Below are 22,789 nucleotides of genomic sequence, written 5' to 3'. Positions count from 1 at the left end.
GGCGGAGCTGTTGGCACGGCCGCAGCCTTCGGTGCGGAGAGGGATTTCGGCGCAGCGACAGCTTTTGCCGGGGCTTTGGAAGCGGGAGGGGGCGGAGCCGCCTTGGCCACGGGAGCTTTGGTGGCAGGTGCAGGCTTGGCCGGCTGTTTGACTGGCTTCGCAGGGGCCTTGGCGACTGGTTTCTTGGCGACAGAGGGTGCCGGTGCCTTTGTAACTGCCTTCGCGGGGAAGGGCTTTTTCAGCGGCTTGCCGTCCGATGTCGGCTTTCTGGCTGAAGCCGCCTTCTTGGCAGGCGCGACTTTCTTTGGTGGCAGGGGCTTGGGTTTCTTTTTCGGAGCGGGCTTTAGTGGAGCCTTCTTCGCCTTGGGGGCTGGCTTGGCTTGAGTCCGTGCTGGAGTTTTAGGCCTGGCCTTTCCCTGGGCCGCCTTTTTCTGGGTGCTCTTCGTTTTGCTCACTGTCTAGCTCCTGGTTCCGTGCAAAATCAGCCATCCCTTGCCTTCGACATCGGCGATCCGTGCGCTTTTGCCGCTGCCTGCGGGACCCGGATAGCAGAGTCGCAGAGTTAATGGGACATCCTTCCAGTTCCCCGTCTGGAGTTGCTGGATCAAAGGCTGAAACTTCGGGTCCTTGCGGTCGAAGTAGGCGTAAATCATGTCCGCGTCGTCGGGGTGCTTGATTTCCAGCACCTCGCTGTCCTGAGGCGTGCCTACCGGAGCATGCCGGGGTTTGGAAGCGATCACACGGAAGAGCTTGGGAGAGGCTGGCTGGGTTTTGATGAACTCACCCCAGTCGAGTTCGCCATAGCGCACGGAGCTTTCCCAATCGACTCGAAAGGAGCCATCGGCGAGTTCCTCCATGATGACACTGACGGGCTCTGAATTCGCGAGGATGGCCTGCGCATAGCCGAGACGAAATCCCGGCTCCTCCACCGGCAGCACCCATCCGAGGCTCTTCCATTCCAACGCCGGCGACTGGCGGCTCCGGTAGTAGCGCTCCATCAGCGGGCGCACCCGCCCGGGATCACGCACAAACGCCAGTTTCTGCCCCACATCAGCCGATTCAAAGAACTGGCGCAGCGTGCTCTCGATCTGGGAGCGCTTGCTTTCGATGTTCTGGATGGAGCTTGCCGTAGGTTCTACTGGTGCAGGTCCTGGACGCAGCGTGAGGAGGGATGCATTGGCCGTCGCCACTGAACCGCTCTGGACCGGGGAGGCGGACGCGGGCTTTGGTGGCTCGTGGGTGGTTTCGTCCAGCAAGGCGGGCTCGGTGGTGGTTTTTCCAGACCACCGGCGGCTTTTCTCGTCGTCATAGACGGACTCCACGTAAGCGGGATTGACCCGGGCTGATTCCCAGAGTTTCACCATCACCACCCGCACCACGGTGGCAATCATCACCACCAGAGCCATGCAACCCAGGATGGTGGCGATGGCATTGACCATGGCCTCCCGCCGCCGGGTCCGGCTCCGGCGTGGCGCATGGTTGTCAGCGTTGCTCGGCTGGGTCATGGTTGCACTGTTCGTGGAGCCGAAGGCGGGAATTGAACCCGCGACCCGCGCATTACGAATGCGCTGCTCTACCTCTGAGCTACTTCGGCGTGGAACGTGATTTGAAACGGCGACTATATAAGGGACCATCATTCCTTGTCATTTGCTTTCTTCCACCAGCCGAAAAAATCGTGTTTCCAGGGGACCTTGCGCAGGAGTTTTTCGAGGTCAGGTGACGCTTGAAGCCCTGGCTTTGCCGCCCTATCGAGCCGGATGCCCTCAATCCCGACACAAGCACTGCAAGGCACGCCCTATGGCGAATTTCTGGCCGAACAGGAGGAGATTCAGCGCCTGAAATGGCTCGTGAGTGAAAAAGAGGACAGGGACATCGGCCTGGAGTTCGCTCTAAACGAGTGGGCAACCAAGCACCGCGCCAAGTGGCGTGGCATGCGCAACCAGATCAAGTGCAAGGACTGATCTACGGGCAGACACCCAGTAGAGGCGCTTTGGCACTGGCGGGACGCTGGGCTGCGACCTCTACGGTCACCCCCATATGAAGTGAAGTGGCACCGCGCAATGTGATCGAGAGACCCGCCTATTCTCTGACGCCTTAAAAAGCGCGGGCGGAACTGCATCATCAGCCCCTCGTTTTTCGCCGGCAGTGAGTGAATCACCGAAATCATTGAAAAAGCTGAACTTAATGGTTGCCAAACAGTGCCTGAATTTGTTAATCATCGCTTTGTAGCATGAAAAATCGCTTCTTCCTCCTCGCCCTCACTGCGCTGGCCCTGACCAGCGTCGCTTTTGGAGACATCCAGTCTCCTCCTGGTCATCACAACACATGGAGCCGCAAGCTGAGCCGTGGTGTTGGTAATCTGCTTTTTGGGTGGATGGAATACCCCACCACCTGGCGTCGGAGCAACCAATCTGATGGTGCAGTTGCCGCTGCCTCTGATTTCCTGATTGAAGGCACCAAGCGCACGCTCGTGAGAGCTGTCTATGGCCTCTATGAGACGGCAACCTTCCCGGTGCCAAGCTGGAAGATGACCTATCGTGAGCCTTACCATCACAAGGAGGTGCTCGACAACTGGTGGGGATACACCCAGTTCGCTCCTGAACTGGGCTATCGTTCGGAGAGTCCGTATTCTCGCACACAGGGCTGGTAATCCTCGCAACCAGAGTTTTTGAAGGGCGCAGACTGTTTGCAGTCTGCGCCTTTTGTTTGCAAAGCTCCCGTCCCGCTGGCAAAGGGCGGACACATGCCAGCAGCACATCAGATCGACATCAATCACGTGGCCAGACTTGCACGGTTAACGCTCACCGAAGACGAGGCGGCGCGCTACGCCGCTCAGATCGACGGGATTCTCAGTTATATCGACACCTTGACGCGCTATGACCTCGGCTCCGTCGAGCCCACGGCCCATGCCATGCCTGTCTATGACGTGATTCGAGCCGACGAAGCCCGTCCCGGGCTCGCCCAGGAGCAAGCTCTGTCCAATGCGCCCAAACGCAGTGCCGATCAGTTCCAGATTCCCAAAGTGATCGAATAAACGCCTCTTTCTGACCTGCTGGCCATGCTCGCCTCCGCCCCCATCACCACACTTCGAAAGCAACTTGCCGCCCGCGAGATTCAGCCTCGCGACATCGTGCTAGACGTCGCCAAGGCCATCGAATCTCGAAATTCCGAGATCGGTGCCTATTTGTCCTGGGATCTCGATTCCGCTCTTGCTGAAGCGGATCGGGCGGATATCAGCCTGCCGTTGGGGGGCATTCCGGTGGCTGTGAAGGACAACATGAATGTCATGGGCCAGCCATGCACCTGTGGCTCCAAGATTCTCAGCGAGAACTACCGCGCTCCTTACGATGCTGGTGCCATTCAGCGGATGCGGGCCGGCGGGGCCGTGCCGTTCGGACGGCTGAACATGGACGAATTTGCCATGGGATCATCCACAGAGAACTCAGCGCTCGGCATCACGCGCAATCCCCGAGATCTCTCCCGTGTGCCGGGTGGTTCCAGTGGCGGTAGCGCTGCCGCAGTCGCGGGAGGTCTCGCTGTGGCCGCCTTGGGCTCCGACACTGGCGGTTCCATTCGCCAGCCTGCCGCCTTGTGCGGCTGTGTCGGCATCAAGCCGACCTACGGACGTGTCTCCCGCTACGGATTGGTCGCATTCGCCTCTTCTCTTGATCAGATCGGGCCTGTGACCCGCACAGTGGCGGATTCCGCCCTCCTTTTGAACCATCTCTGCCGTCACGATCCGCACGATTCCACCTCGCTGAAGGTCGAAACGCCCGATTTCACCGCAGCCCTTGGCGGAGACATCAAGGGCCTTCGGATCGGCCTACCCAAGGAGTATTACATCAGCGGCATTCACGAGGGTGTTTCAGCCAGCGTGCAGGCGGCCATCCGTCAGCTTGAATCCCTGGGAGCGATCATTGAGGAGATCAGTCTGCCTCATACCGAGCTCGGAGTAGCCACCTACTATGTACTGGCTCCGGCGGAGGCTTCCGCGAACCTCGCGCGTTTTGACGGCGTTCGCTATGGTCGGCGCAGCGCCAGCGCATCGGACTTGATGGAACACTACACCCAATCTCGCGCCGAGGGATTGGGTTCCGAGGTCAAGCGCCGCATCCTGCTGGGCACCTACGTGCTCAGTTCCGGCTACTACGATGCCTATTACATTCGAGCCCAGAAGGCCCGGACGCTGATCCGCAATGACTTTACCGACGCCTTCAAGAAGGTCGATGTCATCGTCTCGCCCACGAGTCCGATGCCTGCCCATAAACTGGGTGAGTTGAAGGACAATCCACTGGCCGCTTATCTCGAAGACGTTTTTACAATACCCGTGAACCTAGCTGGGCTCCCCGGCATCAGCGTGCCTTGCGGCGAAGCAGCGGTGGACGGTGTTTCACTGCCGGTGGGCTTGCAGATCGTGGGCAAGCCGCTCGATGAATCCACCATCTTGCAAGTCGCGCATGCCTTTGAACAGTCCCGCTGATTCGTATCGCCGCATCGCGAATAAAATATGTCACGCTCATTGACAAAGGCCGTCGCTGGTCTAGTCTCATGGCCCGCCGCTTCCCGGCAGCGGGAAAGGCTAAAAGCCAACGCACCCGTAGCTCAACGGATTAGAGCATCTGACTACGGATCAGAAGGTTTCAGGTTCGAATCCTGACGGGTGCGCCAATTTCTTTTTTTGTTTTTGTCACGGCAGCTCTGAAAGGGCAAATATCATCGCTGTGTTGGTGAAAACTCTTTGAGCATAAGTTGCTCGAACAGAGGACAACTTTTGATGTTGTCAGACATTGCGATCTGTTCGCCTCATTTTGTTGCCACAGCCCGTTGTTGCAGTCGGGAAAAGAGGAGACGGTTCACCTAACCTGCTGTCGCGAAGTTGCTGGCTTCCACCGTCATAGGGTGCCGTCTCGCTTCCTGCGACACCATGCTGCTTTGCTCAACGCCTGAAGGGTGGCGGACAGGGAGGGATTCGAACCCTCGGTACCGGATTAGGGTACACACGCTTTCCAGGCGTGCTCATTAGACCACTCTGACACCTGTCCAAATTGGGACTCCCGGGGAAAGGGGAGCGCGGATAGTGGCGCAGTCACGGGCACTGGCAAGCTGATTTTGCCTGCGATGCTGAAGAGAGTTGTGCGGCGTCACTCTGACTTCGTCCATGCATGCACGACGTAAGTGGAGGCGGAGGCGCCGAGGGCGGCGACTGCCTCCTCCTTGGTAATGGCGGTGGAGGATGATGTGACGGTGACTTTTTGCGTGCCCGGCTTGTCGCCCGGGACGATTTTCACGTTGGAAACACCGTCGAGTTTGTTGAAAGCGGTGGTGACGTGATCTTTGCACCCGGCGCAGATCATCCCGCTCATCTCCGCTGTGTAGGTGACGGGCTTGTCGCCTGCGAAAGCGGGCGTGAACACAGCGACGATCAAGGCGAGCAGAAGGTTTTTCATGGAGGGGATGGGACTGTTAGCCGGTGACTTTGTTCAGCCAAGTCCAAGTTTGAGCGCCGTGGCACGTTGAGACAAAGATTTTCGCCAGCGGTGCTTTTTTGTGAGCCCACGAGCGTTTTGCCGTGTTTACTGACCCTCAATCATGAAATCCACCTCATCTCTGTTCCTGGCTGCCACGATGCTGGCCAGTCCGATCCTCGCGCAAACTCCGGCTGATACTCCCCCCACGGCACCGGCGAAGTCCCAGGTGCTGCTGACTCCGGCTCAGACCGCGCACATCCTCAAGGAACTGGAAAAAGCGGAGACGCTGATCGGGCAGGGGCGGAATGGCCTTTTCAGCACCGCCTTGACGAAATTCCGCGAAGGAATGGCCAGCGAGGCGGCTGCTGTCGGTTTGTACCTCGACTGCTACAAGCTGGAGAATTTTGACCGCAAGGACCTGAAGCAGACGGATTTCATGGAATGGCGGGATCGCAATGAGGAGCGCCTCAAGGATGATGACTTCAAGAAGGGATTGATGCTGCAATTGGAGTATCTGGTGATGACCATTCAGGCGCAGGACGTCAAGGAAACGAAAAAGATGGGACCGTTGGTGGTGGCGTTGCAGGCCTTCGTGGCGAAGGCAGTGGCTGCTGTGCAGGAATCCACGAAACACACGGCTTCGGGAGCCGTGGAAGCGAAAGACAGCAAAGGGCCTCCAGGTGGAGGACGTCGGGGCGGTGGTGGCGGTGGCGGACCTGGCGGCACGCTGAACGGGCTCCTGCGCCAGCCGGTGCAAGGATGTGATTTTGCCAAAGCCTACCTGCTGCAGGACTATCTCGACAAAAAGGACTGGGAATACAGCCCTCTCGACATCGATGGCATCTACACAAAGGCCATCCTGCCCTACTACTTGCAGGAGCGGCCGACGGAGGTCGCCGCCCAGTGGGACGCGCGCATCAATGCGTCGATGTCGATCCGCAAGGCAGTGATGAGTGACACGGAGTTCGGCATTTATTACAAAGAGGAAGGCCCGCGCCTCCAATGGGAAAAAAACAGCTATCTGGTGACCAATGGCCTTAATGCCGTCAATGCGCTGGCGGAGATGCTGAAGGTCATCCAGGCCAACCCGAATCACCCGGATGCCGCGGGCTGGCTGGAAGATTTCCGCGAGACGGTTGAGAGTGTGTCGGAGCCCGGCACGGCTCCTGTGGTGGAAAAACCCATCGGTTCGCAGTAGCCGTCACGCGTTCCCATGTTGCGCTGGTTTTCACTGGTATGCCGCAGTTTCGGGCCTGCGCTGGCGGGTCTGTTCTGGGCGGTGAAAACCCAGCGCAATGTGCAGGTGCATGCGATCGCGAGCGCCGCAGTGGTCGTGGCAGGAATTGGCTTTGGAATCACGAACTTCGAATGGTGCGCCGTGATCCTCGCCGCTGGCTTGGTATGGGCGGCGGAGTTGTTGAACACGGCCATCGAGGTGCTCTCAGACCGCGTCAGCAGCGCCAGGGAGGAGGCGATCCGTCGCGTGAAGGACGTGGCGGCCGCTGCGGTTCTGATGGCGGCGCTGGCTGCGTCTGCCGTGGGGCTGATGGTGTTTTTTCCCAGGCTCTTGCGGTTGTTTTGAGAATGTTCGGCCCCCGCCTTGACGCAACGGGGCTCACTCCTATGATGCGCGGCTTTCTCCGCCCCCAAACTTCTCACACTCCAGCACTCCGATGGCCATTCTCGTTGAAACTGACACCCGCATCCTCGTTCAAGGCATCACTGGGGACTTCGGCTCCCGTCATGCGAAGGCCTCCATCGACTACGGCACCCAACTCGTCGCCGGTGTCACTCCGGGCAAAGGCGGCCAGGTTTTCGAGCACAGCGGCAAAAAGGTGCCCGTTTTTGATACTGTGAGCGAAGCTGCGAAGGAAACCGGAGCCACTGTTAGCGTCATCTTCGTGCCGCCGCCTTTTGCGGCTGATGCCATCCTTGAAGGTGTCGATGCCGGTCTTGATCTCGTGGTCGCGATTACCGAAGGCATTCCGGTCAATGACATGATTCGCGTCAAATCGGCCATGAAGGGCAGCAAGACGCGTCTGATCGGCCCGAATTGCCCTGGGCTGGTCACCCCCGGTCACGGTGAAAAATCCCACGGCGGCTGCCGAATCGGCATCGCCCCAGGTTACATCCACAAGCGCGGCAATGTCGGTGTCGTCAGCCGTTCTGGCACGCTCACATATGAGGCCGTGTGGCAGCTCACGACACGTGGTTACGGCCAGAGCACCTGCGTCGGCATCGGTGGTGACCCCGTGAACGGCACGAATCATCTCGACGTGCTGAAGATGTTCAATGACGATCCGGAAACCGAAGCGATCATCATGATCGGCGAAATCGGCGGCAATGCCGAGGTGGAAGCCGGTCTCTGGGCCAAAGATTACTGCAAAAAGCCAATCGCGGCCTTCATCGCGGGTGCCACAGCACCTCCCGGACGCCGCATGGGCCATGCGGGTGCCATCATCGGTGGCGCGGATGACACCGCAGCCGCCAAAAAGCGCATTCTTGCCGAATGCGGGATCGCCGTCTCCGATTCGCCGGCCGACATGGCCACCACGCTGCTGAAGCGCTGGGGCAAGGCTTGAACTTTGCTGGAGAAGAGTTTAAAAAATGAAAAAGCCGGGCCTCGTGGTCCGGCTTTTTCATTTTGGAAATTGTTTCCGCCTCAGTTCCAGAAGTGGAGCCATTGGTTGAGCCATCCAACGACGGCTGCAATGGCTCCGACCACGAAGATCCCCTCGGTGAGCATGCGCAGGCGTTCCCCGCGGCGGGCACGTTGCTGCGCGATCGGGAGGCGGCGGTTCCGACGCACGGGTGAAGGCAGATCCATCGGCGGCACCATGTTCACGTTGGAGAGGCGCTGCTGACGTTGCAGGCGGGGGGCGTCGGCGATGAAGCACTCCAGGCGATGAATCTGGCTGTTCAGTTCGTCCGAGCGTTTCGCCAGGTGACGCGTTTTGCCGCGAGGCGAGGGCTCGCTTCGCAGATCGAGCGCGTTTTGCGGACGACGGGAACGAACTTTACGGTTGCCGGAGAAAAGAGCCATGGCTTGCGGGAGGTGGGAGGATTCAGGCCGGGTTCCGAAGGCTCAGAACATCAGGCGGATCAGGACAATCGCGACGAGCACGGTGGCGATCATCGGCAGGGAGAAAGCCAGGCCGCGGCGCATCCAGGTCGTCATGTCGTCCGAGTGCGAGAGAAAGGATGGCAGAACCGGAGCATCGACATCATCAAGGTGGACCGGCCCGCTGGACACCGGCTCCTGAGGTGCCATCGCCTGCAGGCGGCGGATACCTTTGGCGAAGTCATTTTCCGCGTCTTCGATGGCGGCGAGCGCGCTGTCGAGTTCTTCGTTCACCTGGGAGCGGTGCCACTTCTCAGGCTGGAGAGATTTTAGAATTTCCAGATGCCGGTGGAATTCGTCATGGGTGCTGGAGAGTTCCTCCACCCGCTTCTGAGCATCGTAAAGTTCACGTTCGACGTGGCTGTTGGAGCGGCTCAGCTTGTCCAAAAGATCGCGTTTTCCGGCGACAAAACGCTCTTGCTTGATGCGAAGCGCCTCCAGATGCTGCTTCTGCCTCTCGATTTCCTCCTGCTGGAGGCGTAGCTGGATGAGCTGTTCCTGGGCAGCTTTGACTTTGAGATCCACATTGTCCAGCGGGGCGATGGCGGGGGCTCCATCCATGAATTCAGGAGCTTCGTCGAAGACGAGGAGATTCTCATCGAGGTGACCGGGAGCCGAGGCGTGGACGGGAGCTTTACGGGTGATCATTGAGACTGATGGAAATTATTTCCAGTCTCTAGATACTACAGGTGTCTTAAATATTCCAGATTTTTCGTCTGCTTCTTGGCAAAAAAGTAGGGCAGGCCGCCAAAAAGGGCGGTCAGCAACGCAATCCCGGCCAGCGTCGCGAGTTCGATACGTGGATCATAGGTGACTAACGTGGTGGCATCCTGCCGTAGATTTTGCCAGGACGGAATCAAGCTCAGCGCCATGCCGCCGACGATGTAAATGAAGCTGGCGATCAAGCAGACGGTGCCGCCGAAGCCGGAAACGATGCGGGCGGGGTTGGACTCACGGAAATTTGGCACCAAGGCTCCCAGGGACAAGGCCAGCGACGTCAGGCCGTAGCTCATCATCAAGATCGTCGCGCCAAAGAACACGATGCGCTGCCACGGCAGTGACAGTGAGGTGCCGGAGACGACCACCAGCAGCAGCATGATCAAAGCCAGCACTCCGGCACTGAGGCGCAATTTCAGGGCCAGCACACGGTGGAGTGGCAGTGGTGACAGGCCCAGGATCCACAAACGCTGCCCTTCCAGACTGAACTGCGGGTAGATGAAGCGTGTCGTCAGCGTGGACAGCGCCAGACAGCAGACCAGCAGGTTCAGGTGGCTGACCACAGTGATCCAGAACGGGCTTTGCAGATCGTAGCCCAGCTTGCGCAGGTTCATGGAATACATCAGGAGCAGGCCGAAGATGATCGCCGTCTGGCCCCACTGCACCGGTTCCCGGAGAAAGGTGCGCACCTCTTTGACCAGCACGGCAAAAGAGGCGCGGTCCAGAGCCAGCAGGCACCGCAGCGTTTCCGTGCCACGGCGCTGCTCCGACCCGATCGTCGGCTGGAGGCGGGTTCCGGCGACACCAGGCGCGGCGCTCATGATGCGGTTCCAGGCAGGATGGAAAGACGTGCTGGCGACGCGGGCGGTGATGACAATGCTCATCAAGGCGTGGGCGCAGAGCACGAGATTGAAGAACACAGTGCGGTCGCCGATGCCGCGTCCTGCCGCCTGGATGGTTTCCGCCACCCAGGAGCTCGGCAGCAGTGGATGCATGCAGATTTCCGTGTGCTGCAGGATCTGGTTCAGGCTCGACGTCAAATCCCCGGAGTTCAGCCTCTCCAGGCCTTCATTCCATCCGGGCAGTGTCCGCAGCAGTGCGATGATCACCATGACGATCACCGGCTTCCACATCCAGCGCCGCGCCCACCTCACCAGCGCGATCAGCAGCCAGGTGGAGACATTCGCTGCAATGGTCACGAGGGACAGCAGTGCTGGAAGCACCGCCAGCATGAAGGTCGCATCCGCCTTGTAAGTGCGTGACAAAGCCAGAAGGATCGGCGCACTCAGCACCAGCAGGCCCCAGCTCGCCAGCAGCATGCCTTCCAGCGTTTTCCACAGCACCAGGCTGCGTGGGGGCAGCGGCAGGGCGATCTGCCACTCCATGTCCTTCCGCCGAAACAGGCCCATGCCTGTGATGGTGGCGTTTGAGATGACCAGCATCACGAAAAAGAAAAAGAAGAGCAGAAAAACCAGCCGCTCTGTCAGCAGCGGACCGATCAGCGGCACTTTGGACACAAATTCCAGCCCCCGTGAGACCAGCAGATAGGATGCCACGCCATAAAACACGAGAAAGCCGCCCACCGTCAGGCTTAGCAGCCGGTTTTCACGCAATCCGAAACGCATCTTATGCACCAGCATCCGCCAGTGTGCGCGGGCGAGAATATGCGTGGCAGATGCGACGGTCATGAGTCGGCCTCGTTCCGTCGTTCTGCAATTGTTCCTGCCAGAGGCTGGAGCACATGGGTTGCCGCGAACATGGTCGCCAGAGTACGGGGCTGGGAGTGTTTCCGTCAATCGCGGACTCAACCGCCTGAGAAGTTGTCTCATGGGCAATCGCTTGAAACCACGTTTCAGCGTGCGACGTATGATGCACGCGCACAAAACGCATCCTCCCACCCCAATGAAACTCACCACTCGCATACTCGCCCTTGCAGCAGGGTTTGGCGCCGTCTCTGCCTTTGCGCAGGCTGATCTCACGGAAGCCTTCCTTCCCATGTTCCAGCCGCTGCCTTCACTGGCACCCTCGCCGGACAACGAAATCTCCGACGCCAAGGTCGATCTCGGTCGCATGCTCTACTTTGAGACCCGCATCTCGAAGAACGGCAAGATGTCCTGCAACTCCTGTCACATCCTCGACAAATACGGCAACGACAACCTGCCGTTCTCCCCCGGTCATGAAGGCAAGCTTGGCGGCCGCAGTTCCCCCACCACCTACAATGCCGCGCTGCATGTCGCCCAGTTTTGGGACGGACGTGCGCCGAGCGTCGAGGAGCAGGCCAAGGGGCCCGTGCTCAATCCGGTCGAAATGGGCGCCCCGAGCGCGGATTTCGTCGTGAAGGTGCTCAAGAGCATGCCCGGTTACGTGGATGCCTTCAAAGCCGCCTTTCCTGGCGAGGCTGACCCGGTGAACTACAACAACTTCGGCAAGGCGGTCGGCGCCTTCGAGCGCAAGCTGCTCACCCCCTCGAAATGGGACACCTTCCTCAAGGGCAACAAGGACGCCATGACAGCCGACGAGAAGAAAGGTTTCGCCACCTTTGCCAAGACCGGTTGCGTCACCTGCCACAACGGCGCCCCTGTCGGCGGCATGATGTATCAGAAACTCGGCCTGGTGAAGGCCTGGCCCGACCTCAAGGACAGCGGACGTGCCGAGGCCACCAAGAACGAGGGCGACAAGGGCTTCTTCAAAGTGCCCAGCCTCCGGAATGTGACCGAAACCGGCCCGTATCTCCATGACGGCTCGGTGAAGTCGCTCGAAGAGATGGTGAAGAAGATGGCCGACCACCAGCTCGGCAAGCAGCTCACCGAGGAGGAAACGACCTCCATCGTCACCTTCCTCAAGGCTCTGAAAGGCGATCTGCCGACCGAATACATCAAGGCTCCGAAGCTGCCTGAAAGCACGGCCGAGACGCCGAAAGCGTGATTGAGCGCTGAAAGCGAGGATTCACACAGCCAGCCGGGTCGAAAGACCCGGCTGTTTGTTTTTGGCGTTCAGGCGGCGGCCGTCATCAGCTTGAGCTGGGGCCGGCGGGTGCCTCGTGGCGCGTTGAAATCGTCCTGCTCACGCAATCCTGCGATGTTCCGGCCTTCCAGGTGTGCCTGCATGGCGAAGATCGAGCGGCGGAAGATGTAGCTTTGATTGGCTCCGCCACGAGGCATCGATGTGAGTGACGTTTCGCCGAGGAGCAGCTTTCGCAGGCGCATGGCCGGATGATCCTGGGTCAGCATTTCGCCCGTGCGGATGCCGAGAAGGAATTCCGCGCACTTCTCCGGCGCGATCTCGTGATAAAGCACGGCCGCGGCCAGGAAGGAGGCCTGACTGAGGCCGCGGCGGCTTTTGTTGTCGCCTTTCATCAGGGCGATGACCCTGCGGATGTGCTCCAGGTGGCAATCGAGCGTTTGTTTCACCAGTGCGTCGCTGGGAACCACTCCGCTGTCGCTGCGCAGCATCCGGCGGGTGAGGCAGGTGGCGATTTCCACCTCCTGGCGCTGGGTGGCGATGCCGGAAACGAAAAAGGCATCAAACAGCGAGCGGCGGCGCTGGCGGTCCACTTTTTCCTGGCTGGTGCAAGGCAGGCCCAAGGTCACCAGCAGTGGCACGGTTTGATTGGAGCGCACGATGGCGTGCAGACGGTGCTGCCCATCGACCAGGGCACCTTGATCATCGAAACCGATGCCGCCGGGCGTCAGCCGCCATTCGCCGGCCTTGATTTCGGCGATGTATTTCAGGATGACTTTCTCAGAGATCTTGCGGTTGTGCACGTTGCGCTCCAGCAGGCGTTTGGCCACGGCTGGAGTGAGATGGACGGCGACCGTGCGCACGCCCGGAACTTCGTCGAGTTCCTGGAAATTGACCGCTGGAAAGCGGCCGTTGAGGTAGAGCGGGTTGTTCATGGGGTTATTGGGGGGATTAACGTCGGCGTTTGATCAGAAGCAGAGCAAGGCACAGGCCAACCAGCGTCAGGCGTGAAGGTTCAGGCACGAGCACGATGGCGATGCTGCCGTTCGTGATGAAGTTGCTGATGTCCCAGGCGTAGCCAGAGCCGGCGATGTCCGGCAGATCGAGTCCGCCGGCTTCATCACCGTTGCCAAGGAGAGGTCCGGTGTAGTTGAAACGAGTGTCGAATGCTGGCGCGGTGGCGAGACCTGACCAGTCGAGGAGGTTGAAGATCTGCTCGGTCGCGGGAGTGAAGCCAACGGCAGTGACTGCGAGATTGCTGTTGAACAGCAATGTGTTCGCACCAGTGCCAATGAAGTTGAGCAGGTCTGAGGTGCCGCTTGGATCGATGCCCAACACCACGGTGCTGCCAGACTGAAAATCGAAGCTGCCTGCACCCGATGCTGGCATGAAGTTGAGCGTGCCATAGTTGGACTGGGCGGTGCCATCACCGGCTTGGACGGCGGAGCCGCTCTGTGCGGTGAAGCTGGAGCCCTGCACAACGCCCGTGCCGAGGAGAACGCCGGTGCTTTGGACCGTGACGGCCCCGGTGCCGGTGCTGCCCGTGCCAGCATTGCCGACCTGAAGAGAGCCTGCACTGACAGTCGTGGTTCCGGTATAGGTGTTGGTGCCAGTGAGCGTCAGCGTGTGGGTGCTGAGGCTTCCCAAAGTCAGACTGCCTCCGCCTGCGATTACCCCCGCATAAGTGCCATCAGCTGTTTGATTGACGGTGAAATTGCGGTTGGTTTGGCTGTTGATCGTAGCGGTGTTGGCACCGCTGCCCGGCGTGGCAAGCGTTCCGCTGAGGGAACCGACGGTGGTGTCCACGGCGGCGGCGAGATTGAGGACGACGGCAGTTCCTGCTCCCGTGTTCGGGTTGTTCACCGCCAGGCTGCCAGTGCTGGCCCCCAGTGTGCCTCCCGTGCCCACCGTCAAGGTGCCAGCGCTTACCACTGTGCCGCCACTGTAGGTGTTGGCCCCGGTGAGGGTGAGAGTGCCCGCTCCGTTTTTAGTGAGGCCGCCGGAGGTGTTCGCCGCAAGGCCCGATGCCGTGATGACCGCGGCGGTTCCGCCCGCCCCCAGGCCGCCAACGAGATTCACTGTGGGCGTGGCGGTGTAGTTCATGCCGGGGTTGGTGAGCACCACGCTGGTCACCTGGCCGTAGGTGGGGCTGGCAGGGTCGGTATCAATCGTGGCATAACCGGTGGCCCCGCTGCCGGTGGTGTCCCCGGCACCTCGGACGATCTCCACGTAAGGGGCGCCAATGTAGCCGCTGCCGACGGTGCCCAGAGTGAGGCCGCTGACGCCGCTGCTGCCAACGGGAGAAAGCAGGCTGGAAGCGATGGTGATGCTTCTGCCGTTCGTGTCGATGACCGCGCCGCCCGCAAACGTGCCGAAGGCTCCATTCACGTAAGTGTTGAGCCTGCTGCTGGACGGGAGGAACGAGGTGGAGTCAATCGCCGCCCGCAAGGTGCCGCCGTTGAAGTTGATGGTGGCGGCAACGGTGGTGCCAACCGTGAACGCGTTGGTGATGAGGGTGCCGCCGCCCAGGTTGAGGATGCCGGTGGGGCTTTCGGTGGAGAGCAGCCCAAACGAGACGAGGCGCCCGGTGTTATCCACGCTGCCGCCCGCCATGTTCATCACCGTGGTGCCCGAGAGGTTGTAGCCAATGTTCAGGCCTTGCGAGGCGGCGTTATGGATCACACTTCCGCCGGTGACGGTGAATTCTGTGCGGAGGTTGCTCAGGATGATGTGCTCCGTGCTCGTCAAAGTGCCGCCCGAGATTTGCAGGACGCCCGTGCCGGCGGCGCTGTTGTAGAGGCTCACACGATTCACGGTGAGCGATCCCGCTGAGATGAGAAGAGACCCGTAGCCGCCTGTGCCTACACTGATGCCGGTGTTGGTCGCGGTGGTGGTCGTGGTGACCGCACCGCCGCGAATCACCAAACTGCCGGTGCCACCCGCAGTGCTGCCCACCGTGATGCTGGTGGTGGTGAGGCTTCCTCCGGAAGGCATGATCACCAAACCGGACATCCCCGCCGTGTTGCCAATGCTGGTAGTGCCACCCGCTCCAGTGGGGCTGTTGTTGACCGATCCGGTGATCCGCAGGCCGCCGCCCTGGATCGTGGTGGTGCCTGTGTAGATGCTGGCGCCGCCGAGCGTCAGCAGGCCAGTGCCCACCTTCGTGAGGCCCAGGGTGCCCGCGCCGCCATTGACCATGGAGCCACTGAAGGTGGTGCTCGCATTGCTGCCACCGACGGTCAGGGTGGCCGCAGTGCTGGCGTGATTGTTTTGCACCGTGCCCGAGCCAGAAAGAGAGCGGATGGTGTTGCTGATCCCGTTCAAGCGCAGGACGCCGGTGCCGTTGATGACGAAGTCCGAGTTGGTGCTGAAGCTGTTGGTGGCGCCGCCCTGGAGAATGCCTCCGCCGCTGACCGTGGTCGTGCCGCTGTAGGTGTTGAGACCCGTGGCCGCATTCATGCTGACCACACCCGAGGTGCCGGAACTGGTGATGGCCAGTGTGGCTGCCGCACTACCGGTGATGGCTCCGCCGATGACGAGGGATGAATTGGCCCCGCCGCCATTCACACTCCACGTCTGGGCCGCGCCGAGGATGACCGGAGCATTCAGGGTGACAACGCCCGCGTTGCTGGCCACCGAAATGCCGTCCGCATTGATGGTCAGGCTGCTGGTGGAGGGAGTGCCGGCGTTGATCGTCCAGGCGGTGACGCCAGTTGGATTTGCGGTGAATTGCAGGCCGGCGACGGTGAAGCTGGCATCCAGCGTGGTGGTGAAAGAGGTGCCTGGCAGCGTGGTGGGGTTCGTGGTGCCAAAGATCACCGTGGTGGCAGGGCCCGGGATGTAGGTGCCGTCGGTGGTGCCGGCGAGATCGGTGGTGAAGTTCGTCAGACCGCTGATGTTGGTGGCCCAACTGCCGGTGCCCTGGGTGTTGTTCCAGTAGAGGCTGCCGACGACCGCCGCGCCACTGGTGTAAACAAGCTTGGTGTCGCCGACCATGCTCAAGGTGCCGGTCGAGTATCCAGGGGGCTGGCTGCCCAGGATGTAATTGCTGAGCAAGCCCAGGCCGCTAGGAGCCACGAGCAGATCGTAGGCGGTGTTGTCGAGGAGGCCAGCACCCGCGCCGATGTTGATCCTGATGTTGTTGGCGATGGCCGCGGCGACGCTGGTGGTGAGCGTGTCGGAGGTGGTGCCCACATCCAGGCTGAGGGTGGCGATGCCAGAGCCCGCGCCCAGATTCAAGGTGCCCAGACTCGAGAGCGGCGTGCCCACGCCATCGAGGAAGCTCAGGAACGCTCCCGCACCCACGGTCACGCTGCTGATCGAGGCCGGGGCGCTGATGAGGCCGTTGAGATTGAGGATGCTGCCAGAGCCAGTGACACTCAGCGCGGTGGTACGATTGACAGCGGATGCAATGGTCAGCGTGCCTCCAGTCACCGTGGTGGCGCCGGTGTAGGTCAGCGTCTGACCGCTGCCGATGGTGGCTGTGCCCGTGCCGATCTTGGTGAGCGACAGTGCGCCGCCGGTGTTGGTGATGGTGGTGGCACCGCCGCCGGTGCTGTTGATGTTCACGGCCGCGTTGCTGGACCCAAAGATGAGCGTGGCGGGGCTGGCCCCGGTGTTCGTGATCACTGAATTGCCCGCGGAGGTGGCGGTGAGGCCGCTGATCGTCTCATTGAATCCGTTGAGGTCAAAGGTTGCGGTGACACCGGTGGCGGGGTTGAGCACCACGTTGCCCCGGTTGATGCTGAAGGTGAGGTTCGTCCCGCTGCTGATCGTCTGGGCCACGCTGGCGACAAAGGAGGTGGCGTTGGTGATGGAGCTGATGATGGCAGGCGCGCTGCCGCCGATGATCGTCATGCCAGGATAAAGACTCGCGGTGGGAGCCGTGACCGTGGTGGATGCCGACGAGGCTGCCGTGGTGGTGGCCGCCGCGGTGACCACGGTTTCCGGAATGACCTCGCTGGCCCCCAGCTTCAGCGTGCCATTGGAGATCCGGGTCTCTCCCAGATAGTTGTTGCCGGTGCCGCCCAGCGTCAGGCTTCCTGTGCCCACGTAAACCACGCCCATCAGACCGGCGGAGGTGTTGCCGGTGATGCCTGGATTTTGACTGATGTTGCCATTGATGATGGTGTCGCCCGATCCATCAATCGCCACCCCGCCGCTGACGCTGCTGGTGACGGTGGTGTAAACGTAGTTGCCATTGAGGGTCAGGGTCTTGCCGCTGACGATGTTGTTGCGGAGAAAACGACCTGAGCTCGTGGTGGTGCCATCTGCCCAATTGCCGGTGAAGGTAAGGCTGTTTTCGCCCACGAAGGCTGCGATGGTGCTGTTCGTTCCAGAAAAGGTGACGTTGTTGCGAATCGTGCGATCCCCACCGGAAGCGAAGAAGGTGCCATTGGTGATCGACAGCGTGCCGGGTGTGCCCCCGAATCCACCGAAGGCGGAATCACTTCCGACACCGAAGATTCCGAGGCTGAGGGTGGTTGTGCCGGTGTAGCTGTTGCTGCCGGAGAGAATCCAGGTCCCGGCCGAGTCGTGCGAGATGCCCAAGGCCCCACCGTTGTCGGACAGGTTGCTGCTGATCTCGTTGGCGAAGGTATTGGCACCGCGCAGGAAGAGAGTTTTGGCACCTGCTGCACCGTTGTTAAGATTTGACAGCACCAGCGGCCCGGAGCCGTCCGCAATGATCTGCGTGCTGCCGGTGGTGGTGTTGATCTGGATGTAGCGGTCGCTGATTTCCCCAGGACCCACATAGTTCAGCAGGCCCGCCGTGGTGCTGCCGTTGCCAAGGATGAGGGCCTGGGCGAGGGTGTCCACGCCGACACCCGCGATGCCAATGCTAGTGCCACCGCTCCCCGTGCTGCTGCCCAGCGAGGTCACGACCAGCGTGCCTGCGGTCACAGATGTCGGGCCGTTGTAGGTGTTGGCCTCAAGGAGTTGCAAGATGCCGGCGCCCGTCTTGGTGAGGCCCGCTGTGCCCGTGCCATTGCTGATGACGCCGGTGATGGTGGCGAAGTCGGTGAAGGTGCTGGTGTTGTCATCCACCTGAATGGTGCGCGTCACCCCATTGAGATTGATGGCATTGCGAACCTCGACTTCATCCAGCGAATAGACCGAATTCAGAACGAAGGCTCCGGTCGATGTGCCCGAGACCCCCATGAAGCCACCGCTCCCCCATGTCAGAGCCGTGGGAGATGCCAAGCCACCAAAAGCGATGGTCAGCTTGCTGTTTCCGGCCGAAAACCCCATGGCCGCCGAGGTCGCGGTGGCTGCTCCGAGCGTGACCGTATTGGCCGCTGCCGATGTACCAATGCTGCGCGTGAAGCTGCCGGTGGTCTGGAAGACACCTCCGCCAGTCGTGCCGCTGCCGAGCAGGAGATAGCTGGCGTTCGGGAGTGTGGAACCATCCTGCGCTTGCAGCACACCACCAGCGAGGGTGGTGCTGCCGATCGTGGTGGTCCCCGTGTAATCGTTGCCAGCATTCCCAAGAATCCACAGGCCGGCGCCGATCTTGTTGAGGCTTGTGGCGAGCAGGCCATTGTCCGAGATCCTGATGTTAAACAGATTGTCACCTGTTGAACTGCCGCCAAGAGTCAGTGTCTGGGCCACTGTCGCACCCGCGCCGAAGAAGAGCCGGTTGTTGCTGCTTGTGCTGACACCATTCATGATCAGCGTTGAGTTGTTGGCTGAGTTGTTGGCGATTTGACCGCCCGCGCCAGCAAAGCCTCCGTTCAAGGTGAAGAGGCGGTCAATGCTCACCGAGGTGGTGCCGGTGTAGGCGATGCCTGCCGTCGCGAGTCCGCCCAAAACGAGGCTGCCAGCGTTGTTGGCATCACTGAGAGTCAAATTGCCTTTGCCGATGCTGCTGGCGGAGCCGTAATTGGCAAGGTTGGTGACGTTCACGAGCTTCGCAGTGGTCGCCAATCCGGTTCCGATCGTGGTCACACCCGAGTAGGTGTTCAGTCCGCTCCAAGTCGGGCTGCCTGTCGTGCCGGTCAGACTGACGTTGGTCACGCTGACTCTGGTCACCCCATCAACCTCTTCGATGCCATCCTGAATGACGCCGGAGAAGATGCCTGCGCCCGTCGTGGCGTTGCCGAGAACGAGCGTTCCCGCAGCACCGGTGCCATTGCCGCTATTCGTAACCGTGCCTGCGCCATCGAACGATCCGATGGCCACGCCAGTGGACTGTCCATTGAGGTCGAGGGTTGCTCCCTGACGGAGGACGGTGGCAACACTGCTGGCGCTCAAGCGGGCGCTGGCCCCGGAGAGCTGGACTGTGCCTTCATTGATCGTGGTGGCGCCGGTCTGGGCGTTTGTTCCGGCGATGACCAGCGTGCCTGCGCCGTTCTTGGTGAGGCCGCCCGTCTGTACGGAGCCGATGTTCACATTTGAAGTGAGCGTCAGCGTGTCAGACGCGCCGTTCACGCGAATGGCGATGTTGGTTCCCGCAGCTCCTCCAACAATAAGTTTGCCTGAAGCCGTGCCATCGATCGTCGCGCTTCCCCCTGTCTGCAGCAGTGCGCCTGTGCTCAGCGTGAGGTTTCCCGCCAGGGTTAGATTGGCCGTGGTCATTTTCAAAGACGTGACGGAAACCGCCGCCTGGGAGGCGATGGCAGCATCAACCCAGTTGTGACTGGCAGCCGTGAGCGCTGATCCGCCAAGCACGAATCCCGCCGTGGTGCCATACGTCGGGGTGAAGACCTGTGCGGAGGCGTTGATGGCGGCAAAATCCGCCCCGTTCACATAAAGATGGCCCAGGAAGTTCGCCGTGCCTGGCAGCGTCGTCGCCGTGGTGGCCGCCTGCCCTGTCAGCGTTATCACCCCGCCGCCGCCTCCTGAGGTCAAAAAGTTCACGCTCGATGCTGCGGTTGTCGCGCCCAAGGAGGAGAAGGTGAGATTCGCCGCCGCGCCGGCTCCACCGCTGGTCAAAACGACTTTGCCTGCACCTGCGGTGGGAGTGAGGGCACCCAGGGTCTCCGTGGTGGCTGAACCGGAGATGCCGATGAACTCCAGCGTGCCGCCTGCGGTGAGCGTGACGGCGTTGGAGCCGAAGGTGATGGCGGAGGCATCCGCGATGATCGTCGATGCGGCGGCGTTGGCCTTGATCTTCAAGGTGCCATTGGTGATGGTGGTGGTGCCGGTGTATGTGTTCACCCCGGCGAGCTGCCAGGCGCCGGCGTCGGCCTTGGTGAGTGAGACTGCCGCACCGCCGCCATTTGAAACATTCAACGATTCTGTGGTTCGAGCCGCCGAGGTGCCCCGGCTGAGAGTTACCGTGGTCGCCGTGACGCCGGTCACCGTTGTGCCCGCCGCGATACCCGTCCCAGCCACATGTTGACCTACCACGATTCCGGTTGTGCTCGCGAATGTGAGGACGGTGGCACCGCTCGCCGAGTTCGCCGTTTGTGCGAAGGCTGTTGCGGCATTCCCAATCGCGCCATTGATGGTGTTGGGCGTCGCATCCGAACCGCCCGTGCTCGTGCCGCCCAAGGTCAGGGTCTTGGCACCCACTCCCGTGGCCGCGAATGGCGCGGTGAGTATCACCGGGGCCGCGAAGGCCTGGTTGGCATTGATCGTCGCCCCGCCAGTGGTGCCTGCCAAGTTAATGACGCGGTTGGCGGCGGCGGTGAGGCCGGCCGCAGTGGAAGCCGTGGTGGTGCCGATGCTCAGCGTCGCAGCAACGGTCGTGGCACCGAGGTTGATGTTCTGCGTGGATGCCAATGTGAGCGAGCGGAAGTCGGTGATCGCCAAGGTTCCGGCATTGACGGAGGTAGGACTGACAAAGGTGGAGGCCACCCCCGAAATGGTCAATGTGCCGGTTCCAGCCTTGATGAACTGATTGGTCGTGTTTGCTGCGGTGGCGGTGATGCCCGTGGTGAACTCGATGTTGCCCGTGGCGGTGACTGTCAATGTGTTCGCGGCGACCGTCTGCCCCCAGACGTTGCCAATGATGGTCACCAGACCATTGCCGCTGTTGGTGATTCCCAAGCTGGTGGCGCTTGAGGTGGGTGTGGCAGTGGAAGCGTTAAAGGTCGTATTAAAACCGTTGCGCGAGTTGAAGGTGGCAACCGTGTTGGCACCGCCGATAAAATTTCCAAAGGTGACGGTGCCATTGATCGCGGAGCTGCCGATGGCATGGTCCACAAACAGCGTGGAAGCGGCACGCGAGGCAAACCCCTTGGTGCTGGCATCAAAGGTGTCGGCGCGGACTTCGAATACGCCACCACTGAGATCAAACAAGCTGTTCAGGCCTGTGCCCACATTGGTGCCTAGATCCTGTAGATTTGAAACTCGCACGGAGCCGGCGGTCACACGAATCGTCCCCGAAAAACCCGTCGCGACCGTGGGTGCCAAGATGAGGGTGCCACCCCCGGTCTTATTGATGCTGCCTGTCCCAGAGAGAACGCCATAGATCCGATATCCGCCGATGCTGCCATTGGAGCCGAAGTTCACAAAATTAGTCACCGGCGTGCCGGTGACGGAGAGATTGGAGAGGGTCAGAGCCCCGAAACCGGAAACGGCACCTGTGGCGAGTCCAAGGGTCGTTGGCGTCGCGGTGAACTGTCCGGCGATGGTGTTGTTCCCAACGCTGACCAGCGCAGAGCCACTGCCCGGGGGAGTGCCATTGGCGTAACCAACACCACCGCCGATCATGGTCAGGCTGCGGGAAGCCCCCAGAGTGACGCCGGCGGTGGCATACCCAGAGGCGGTGGTGCTGCCTGCCAGAAGGAGGCTGCCACCGGCAAGTCCCGCAGTCGGCACGCCATTGATCACCACCGCGTTGGTGGCATTGCCAAGCTGGCCGTCGTTGGTGATGATTAGGGTGCCGCTGTTGATCGAGGTGGTTCCCGTGTAATTGTTGGAGTCATTGGTGAGTCTCACCGTTCCGCGCCCGGATGAGCCCGTTCCAGCCAGAGTCAGCCCGTTGGTGCCATTGAGCTGGGATGAGATAGTGGTGTAGGTGCCAAGCTCCGCCGTGATGGCACCCGTGCCCGCGAGGGCAAGGCTGCTGCCATCAAGTGTGTAACCGGAGGTCTTGAACTGGAGCGCACCCGCCGTGATGGGTTCACCCAGCGTGACCGTGCCCGCCGAACCCCAGAAAACAGCGGTGTCCATGCTTGAGTTGTTCCACGGCACGTCACTGGCTGAAAGGCCATCCCACCAGTTGGAGGTCGTCAGATTGTCCCAAGTGCCGTCTCCACCGAGATTGGCTCCGGTGAGAACGTTGTTCACATCTCCCGTGTTTGCTCCGTCCCAGTAGATCGTTGCTCCAGTGACCCGCGTGCTCCACAGCGAGAGGCAGGCCAGCAAGACGGCGGTGATTGGAAAGTGAAAGTCGCGGCGAAAAAAACAGATCGTACGTTTCGATCCAAGGTTCATCAGCCGTTTGGCGCATTCCCGTGATTCAAGAAGCCAATCAGAGACAAATGAGAAGTGTTTCATAGTGAGCTGACGTCAGCTCCGCTTCTCTAAGCACATGGGGGACCATCCTTCCGTTCATGCAGTCCCCAAATCGCGC

At 60.8% G+C, this 22,789-nt stretch carries 15 protein-coding genes and 3 tRNA genes; 9 read left to right on the top strand and 9 right to left on the bottom strand.

Annotation, left to right across the window (positions count from 1 at the left end):
- Positions 1-458: 458 nt before the first annotated feature.
- Both IAE77_RS04840 and IAE77_RS04835 read right to left on the bottom strand, forming a co-directional pair.
- Positions 459-1,505 carry a hypothetical protein gene (locus IAE77_RS04840; RefSeq protein WP_294222653.1) on the bottom strand — a complete coding sequence of 349 codons (1,047 nt, stop codon included), beginning with the start codon at positions 1,503-1,505 and terminating at the stop codon, positions 459-461.
- A 14-nt stretch (positions 1,506-1,519) separates the two neighbouring features.
- Positions 1,520-1,594 (bottom strand) — tRNA-Thr (locus IAE77_RS04835).
- Positions 1,595-1,757: 163 nt separating this feature from the next.
- Here IAE77_RS04835 and IAE77_RS04830 point away from each other — a divergent pair.
- The 5 genes from IAE77_RS04830 (at position 1,758) to IAE77_RS04810 (ending at position 4,668) form a co-directional block, all read left to right on the top strand.
- Positions 1,758-1,961 carry a hypothetical protein gene (locus tag IAE77_RS04830; RefSeq protein ID WP_294222650.1) on the top strand — a complete coding sequence of 68 codons (204 nt, stop codon included), beginning with the start codon at positions 1,758-1,760 and terminating at the stop codon, positions 1,959-1,961.
- 269 nt (positions 1,962-2,230) lie between these two features.
- The gene (locus IAE77_RS04825) at positions 2,231-2,650 is read left to right on the top strand and encodes an exosortase system-associated protein, TIGR04073 family (RefSeq protein WP_294222647.1); all 420 of its coding nucleotides are present in this window, start codon (positions 2,231-2,233) and stop codon (positions 2,648-2,650) included.
- A 93-nt stretch (positions 2,651-2,743) separates the two neighbouring features.
- A complete protein-coding gene (gene gatC / locus IAE77_RS04820) occupies positions 2,744-3,034 on the top strand; it encodes an Asp-tRNA(Asn)/Glu-tRNA(Gln) amidotransferase subunit GatC (RefSeq protein WP_294222644.1) in 291 nt (96 codons plus the stop codon).
- Between the two features lie 24 nt (positions 3,035-3,058).
- Complete coding sequence (gene gatA, locus IAE77_RS04815) at positions 3,059-4,480, top strand: Asp-tRNA(Asn)/Glu-tRNA(Gln) amidotransferase subunit GatA (RefSeq protein ID WP_294222641.1); 1,422 nt, start codon at positions 3,059-3,061, stop codon at positions 4,478-4,480.
- Positions 4,481-4,591: 111 nt separating this feature from the next.
- Positions 4,592-4,668: transfer RNA gene (locus IAE77_RS04810), tRNA-Arg, on the top strand.
- A 283-nt stretch (positions 4,669-4,951) separates the two neighbouring features.
- Here the strand turns inward: IAE77_RS04810 and IAE77_RS04805 are convergent.
- A tRNA-Ser gene (locus IAE77_RS04805) sits at positions 4,952-5,042 on the bottom strand.
- Between the two features lie 99 nt (positions 5,043-5,141).
- The gene (locus IAE77_RS04800) at positions 5,142-5,447 is read right to left on the bottom strand and encodes a heavy-metal-associated domain-containing protein (RefSeq protein ID WP_294222639.1); all 306 of its coding nucleotides are present in this window, start codon (positions 5,445-5,447) and stop codon (positions 5,142-5,144) included.
- 142 nt (positions 5,448-5,589) lie between these two features.
- Here IAE77_RS04800 and IAE77_RS04795 point away from each other — a divergent pair, with 142 nt between their 5' ends.
- The 3 genes from IAE77_RS04795 to sucD all read left to right on the top strand — a co-directional run bounded on the left by IAE77_RS04795 (position 5,590) and on the right by sucD (position 8,050).
- The gene (locus tag IAE77_RS04795) at positions 5,590-6,666 is read left to right on the top strand and encodes a hypothetical protein (RefSeq protein ID WP_294222636.1); all 1,077 of its coding nucleotides are present in this window, start codon (positions 5,590-5,592) and stop codon (positions 6,664-6,666) included.
- A 15-nt stretch (positions 6,667-6,681) separates the two neighbouring features.
- Positions 6,682-7,050 (top strand): diacylglycerol kinase family protein, encoded by a 369-nt coding sequence (locus IAE77_RS04790; protein ID WP_294222633.1) that lies wholly within the window; start codon positions 6,682-6,684, stop codon positions 7,048-7,050.
- Between the two features lie 91 nt (positions 7,051-7,141).
- Positions 7,142-8,050 carry a succinate--CoA ligase subunit alpha gene (sucD, locus tag IAE77_RS04785; protein WP_294222630.1) on the top strand — a complete coding sequence of 303 codons (909 nt, stop codon included), beginning with the start codon at positions 7,142-7,144 and terminating at the stop codon, positions 8,048-8,050.
- Positions 8,051-8,130: 80 nt separating this feature from the next.
- Here the strand turns inward: sucD and IAE77_RS04780 are convergent, their stop codons facing one another.
- The 3 genes from IAE77_RS04780 to IAE77_RS04770 are packed head-to-tail and all read right to left on the bottom strand — an operon-like array spanning position 8,131 to position 10,994.
- The gene (locus IAE77_RS04780) at positions 8,131-8,511 is read right to left on the bottom strand and encodes a hypothetical protein (RefSeq protein WP_294222628.1); all 381 of its coding nucleotides are present in this window, start codon (positions 8,509-8,511) and stop codon (positions 8,131-8,133) included.
- A 42-nt stretch (positions 8,512-8,553) separates the two neighbouring features.
- Positions 8,554-9,237, bottom strand: a complete 684-nt coding sequence (locus IAE77_RS04775) for a hypothetical protein (protein ID WP_294222625.1) — start codon at positions 9,235-9,237, stop codon at positions 8,554-8,556.
- A 35-nt stretch (positions 9,238-9,272) separates the two neighbouring features.
- Entirely contained in the window at positions 9,273-10,994 is a 1,722-nt protein-coding gene (locus IAE77_RS04770; protein ID WP_294222622.1) for a hypothetical protein, read from the bottom strand.
- A 214-nt stretch (positions 10,995-11,208) separates the two neighbouring features.
- On the opposite strand from IAE77_RS04770, the gene IAE77_RS04765 reads away from it, so the two are divergent.
- Positions 11,209-12,231, top strand: a complete 1,023-nt coding sequence (locus IAE77_RS04765) for a cytochrome c peroxidase (RefSeq protein ID WP_294222619.1) — start codon at positions 11,209-11,211, stop codon at positions 12,229-12,231.
- A 68-nt stretch (positions 12,232-12,299) separates the two neighbouring features.
- On the opposite strand, the gene IAE77_RS04760 is transcribed toward IAE77_RS04765, so the two are convergent.
- Together IAE77_RS04760 and IAE77_RS04755 are read right to left on the bottom strand one after the other, a co-directional pair.
- Complete coding sequence (locus tag IAE77_RS04760) at positions 12,300-13,202, bottom strand: hypothetical protein (RefSeq protein WP_294222617.1); 903 nt, start codon at positions 13,200-13,202, stop codon at positions 12,300-12,302.
- Between the two features lie 16 nt (positions 13,203-13,218).
- Positions 13,219-22,581: an autotransporter-associated beta strand repeat-containing protein gene (locus IAE77_RS04755; RefSeq protein WP_294222614.1), complete on the bottom strand. Its 9,363-nt coding sequence runs from the start codon at positions 22,579-22,581 to the stop codon at positions 13,219-13,221.
- Positions 22,582-22,789: the final 208 nt, after the last annotated feature.

This window comes from Prosthecobacter sp., from assembly GCF_014879935.1.
In the GTDB taxonomy this organism is placed as follows: Bacteria; Verrucomicrobiota; Verrucomicrobiia; order Verrucomicrobiales; family Verrucomicrobiaceae; genus Prosthecobacter.
This window is presented reverse-complemented; position numbering and strand designations above follow the sequence as displayed.

What these genes read in the sequence shown, in the direction of transcription:
- IAE77_RS04800 (WP_294222639.1), bottom strand. Translation starts at nt 5,447, where the DNA reads ATGAAAAACCTTCTGCTCGCCTTGATCGTCGCTGTGTTCACGCCCGCT.
- IAE77_RS04790 (WP_294222633.1), top strand. Translation starts at nt 6,682, where the DNA reads ATGTTGCGCTGGTTTTCACTGGTATGCCGCAGTTTCGGGCCTGCGCTG.
- gatA (WP_294222641.1), top strand. Translation starts at nt 3,059, where the DNA reads ATGCTCGCCTCCGCCCCCATCACCACACTTCGAAAGCAACTTGCCGCC.
- IAE77_RS04795 (WP_294222636.1), top strand. Translation starts at nt 5,590, where the DNA reads ATGAAATCCACCTCATCTCTGTTCCTGGCTGCCACGATGCTGGCCAGT.
- IAE77_RS04830 (WP_294222650.1), top strand. Translation starts at nt 1,758, where the DNA reads ATGCCCTCAATCCCGACACAAGCACTGCAAGGCACGCCCTATGGCGAA.
- IAE77_RS04840 (WP_294222653.1), bottom strand. Translation starts at nt 1,505, where the DNA reads ATGACCCAGCCGAGCAACGCTGACAACCATGCGCCACGCCGGAGCCGG.
- IAE77_RS04825 (WP_294222647.1), top strand. Translation starts at nt 2,231, where the DNA reads ATGAAAAATCGCTTCTTCCTCCTCGCCCTCACTGCGCTGGCCCTGACC.
- IAE77_RS04770 (WP_294222622.1), bottom strand. Translation starts at nt 10,994, where the DNA reads ATGACCGTCGCATCTGCCACGCATATTCTCGCCCGCGCACACTGGCGG.
- IAE77_RS04765 (WP_294222619.1), top strand. Translation starts at nt 11,209, where the DNA reads ATGAAACTCACCACTCGCATACTCGCCCTTGCAGCAGGGTTTGGCGCC.
- IAE77_RS04775 (WP_294222625.1), bottom strand. Translation starts at nt 9,237, where the DNA reads ATGATCACCCGTAAAGCTCCCGTCCACGCCTCGGCTCCCGGTCACCTC.
- IAE77_RS04760 (WP_294222617.1), bottom strand. Translation starts at nt 13,202, where the DNA reads ATGAACAACCCGCTCTACCTCAACGGCCGCTTTCCAGCGGTCAATTTC.
- IAE77_RS04780 (WP_294222628.1), bottom strand. Translation starts at nt 8,511, where the DNA reads ATGGCTCTTTTCTCCGGCAACCGTAAAGTTCGTTCCCGTCGTCCGCAA.
- sucD (WP_294222630.1), top strand. Translation starts at nt 7,142, where the DNA reads ATGGCCATTCTCGTTGAAACTGACACCCGCATCCTCGTTCAAGGCATC.
- gatC (WP_294222644.1), top strand. Translation starts at nt 2,744, where the DNA reads ATGCCAGCAGCACATCAGATCGACATCAATCACGTGGCCAGACTTGCA.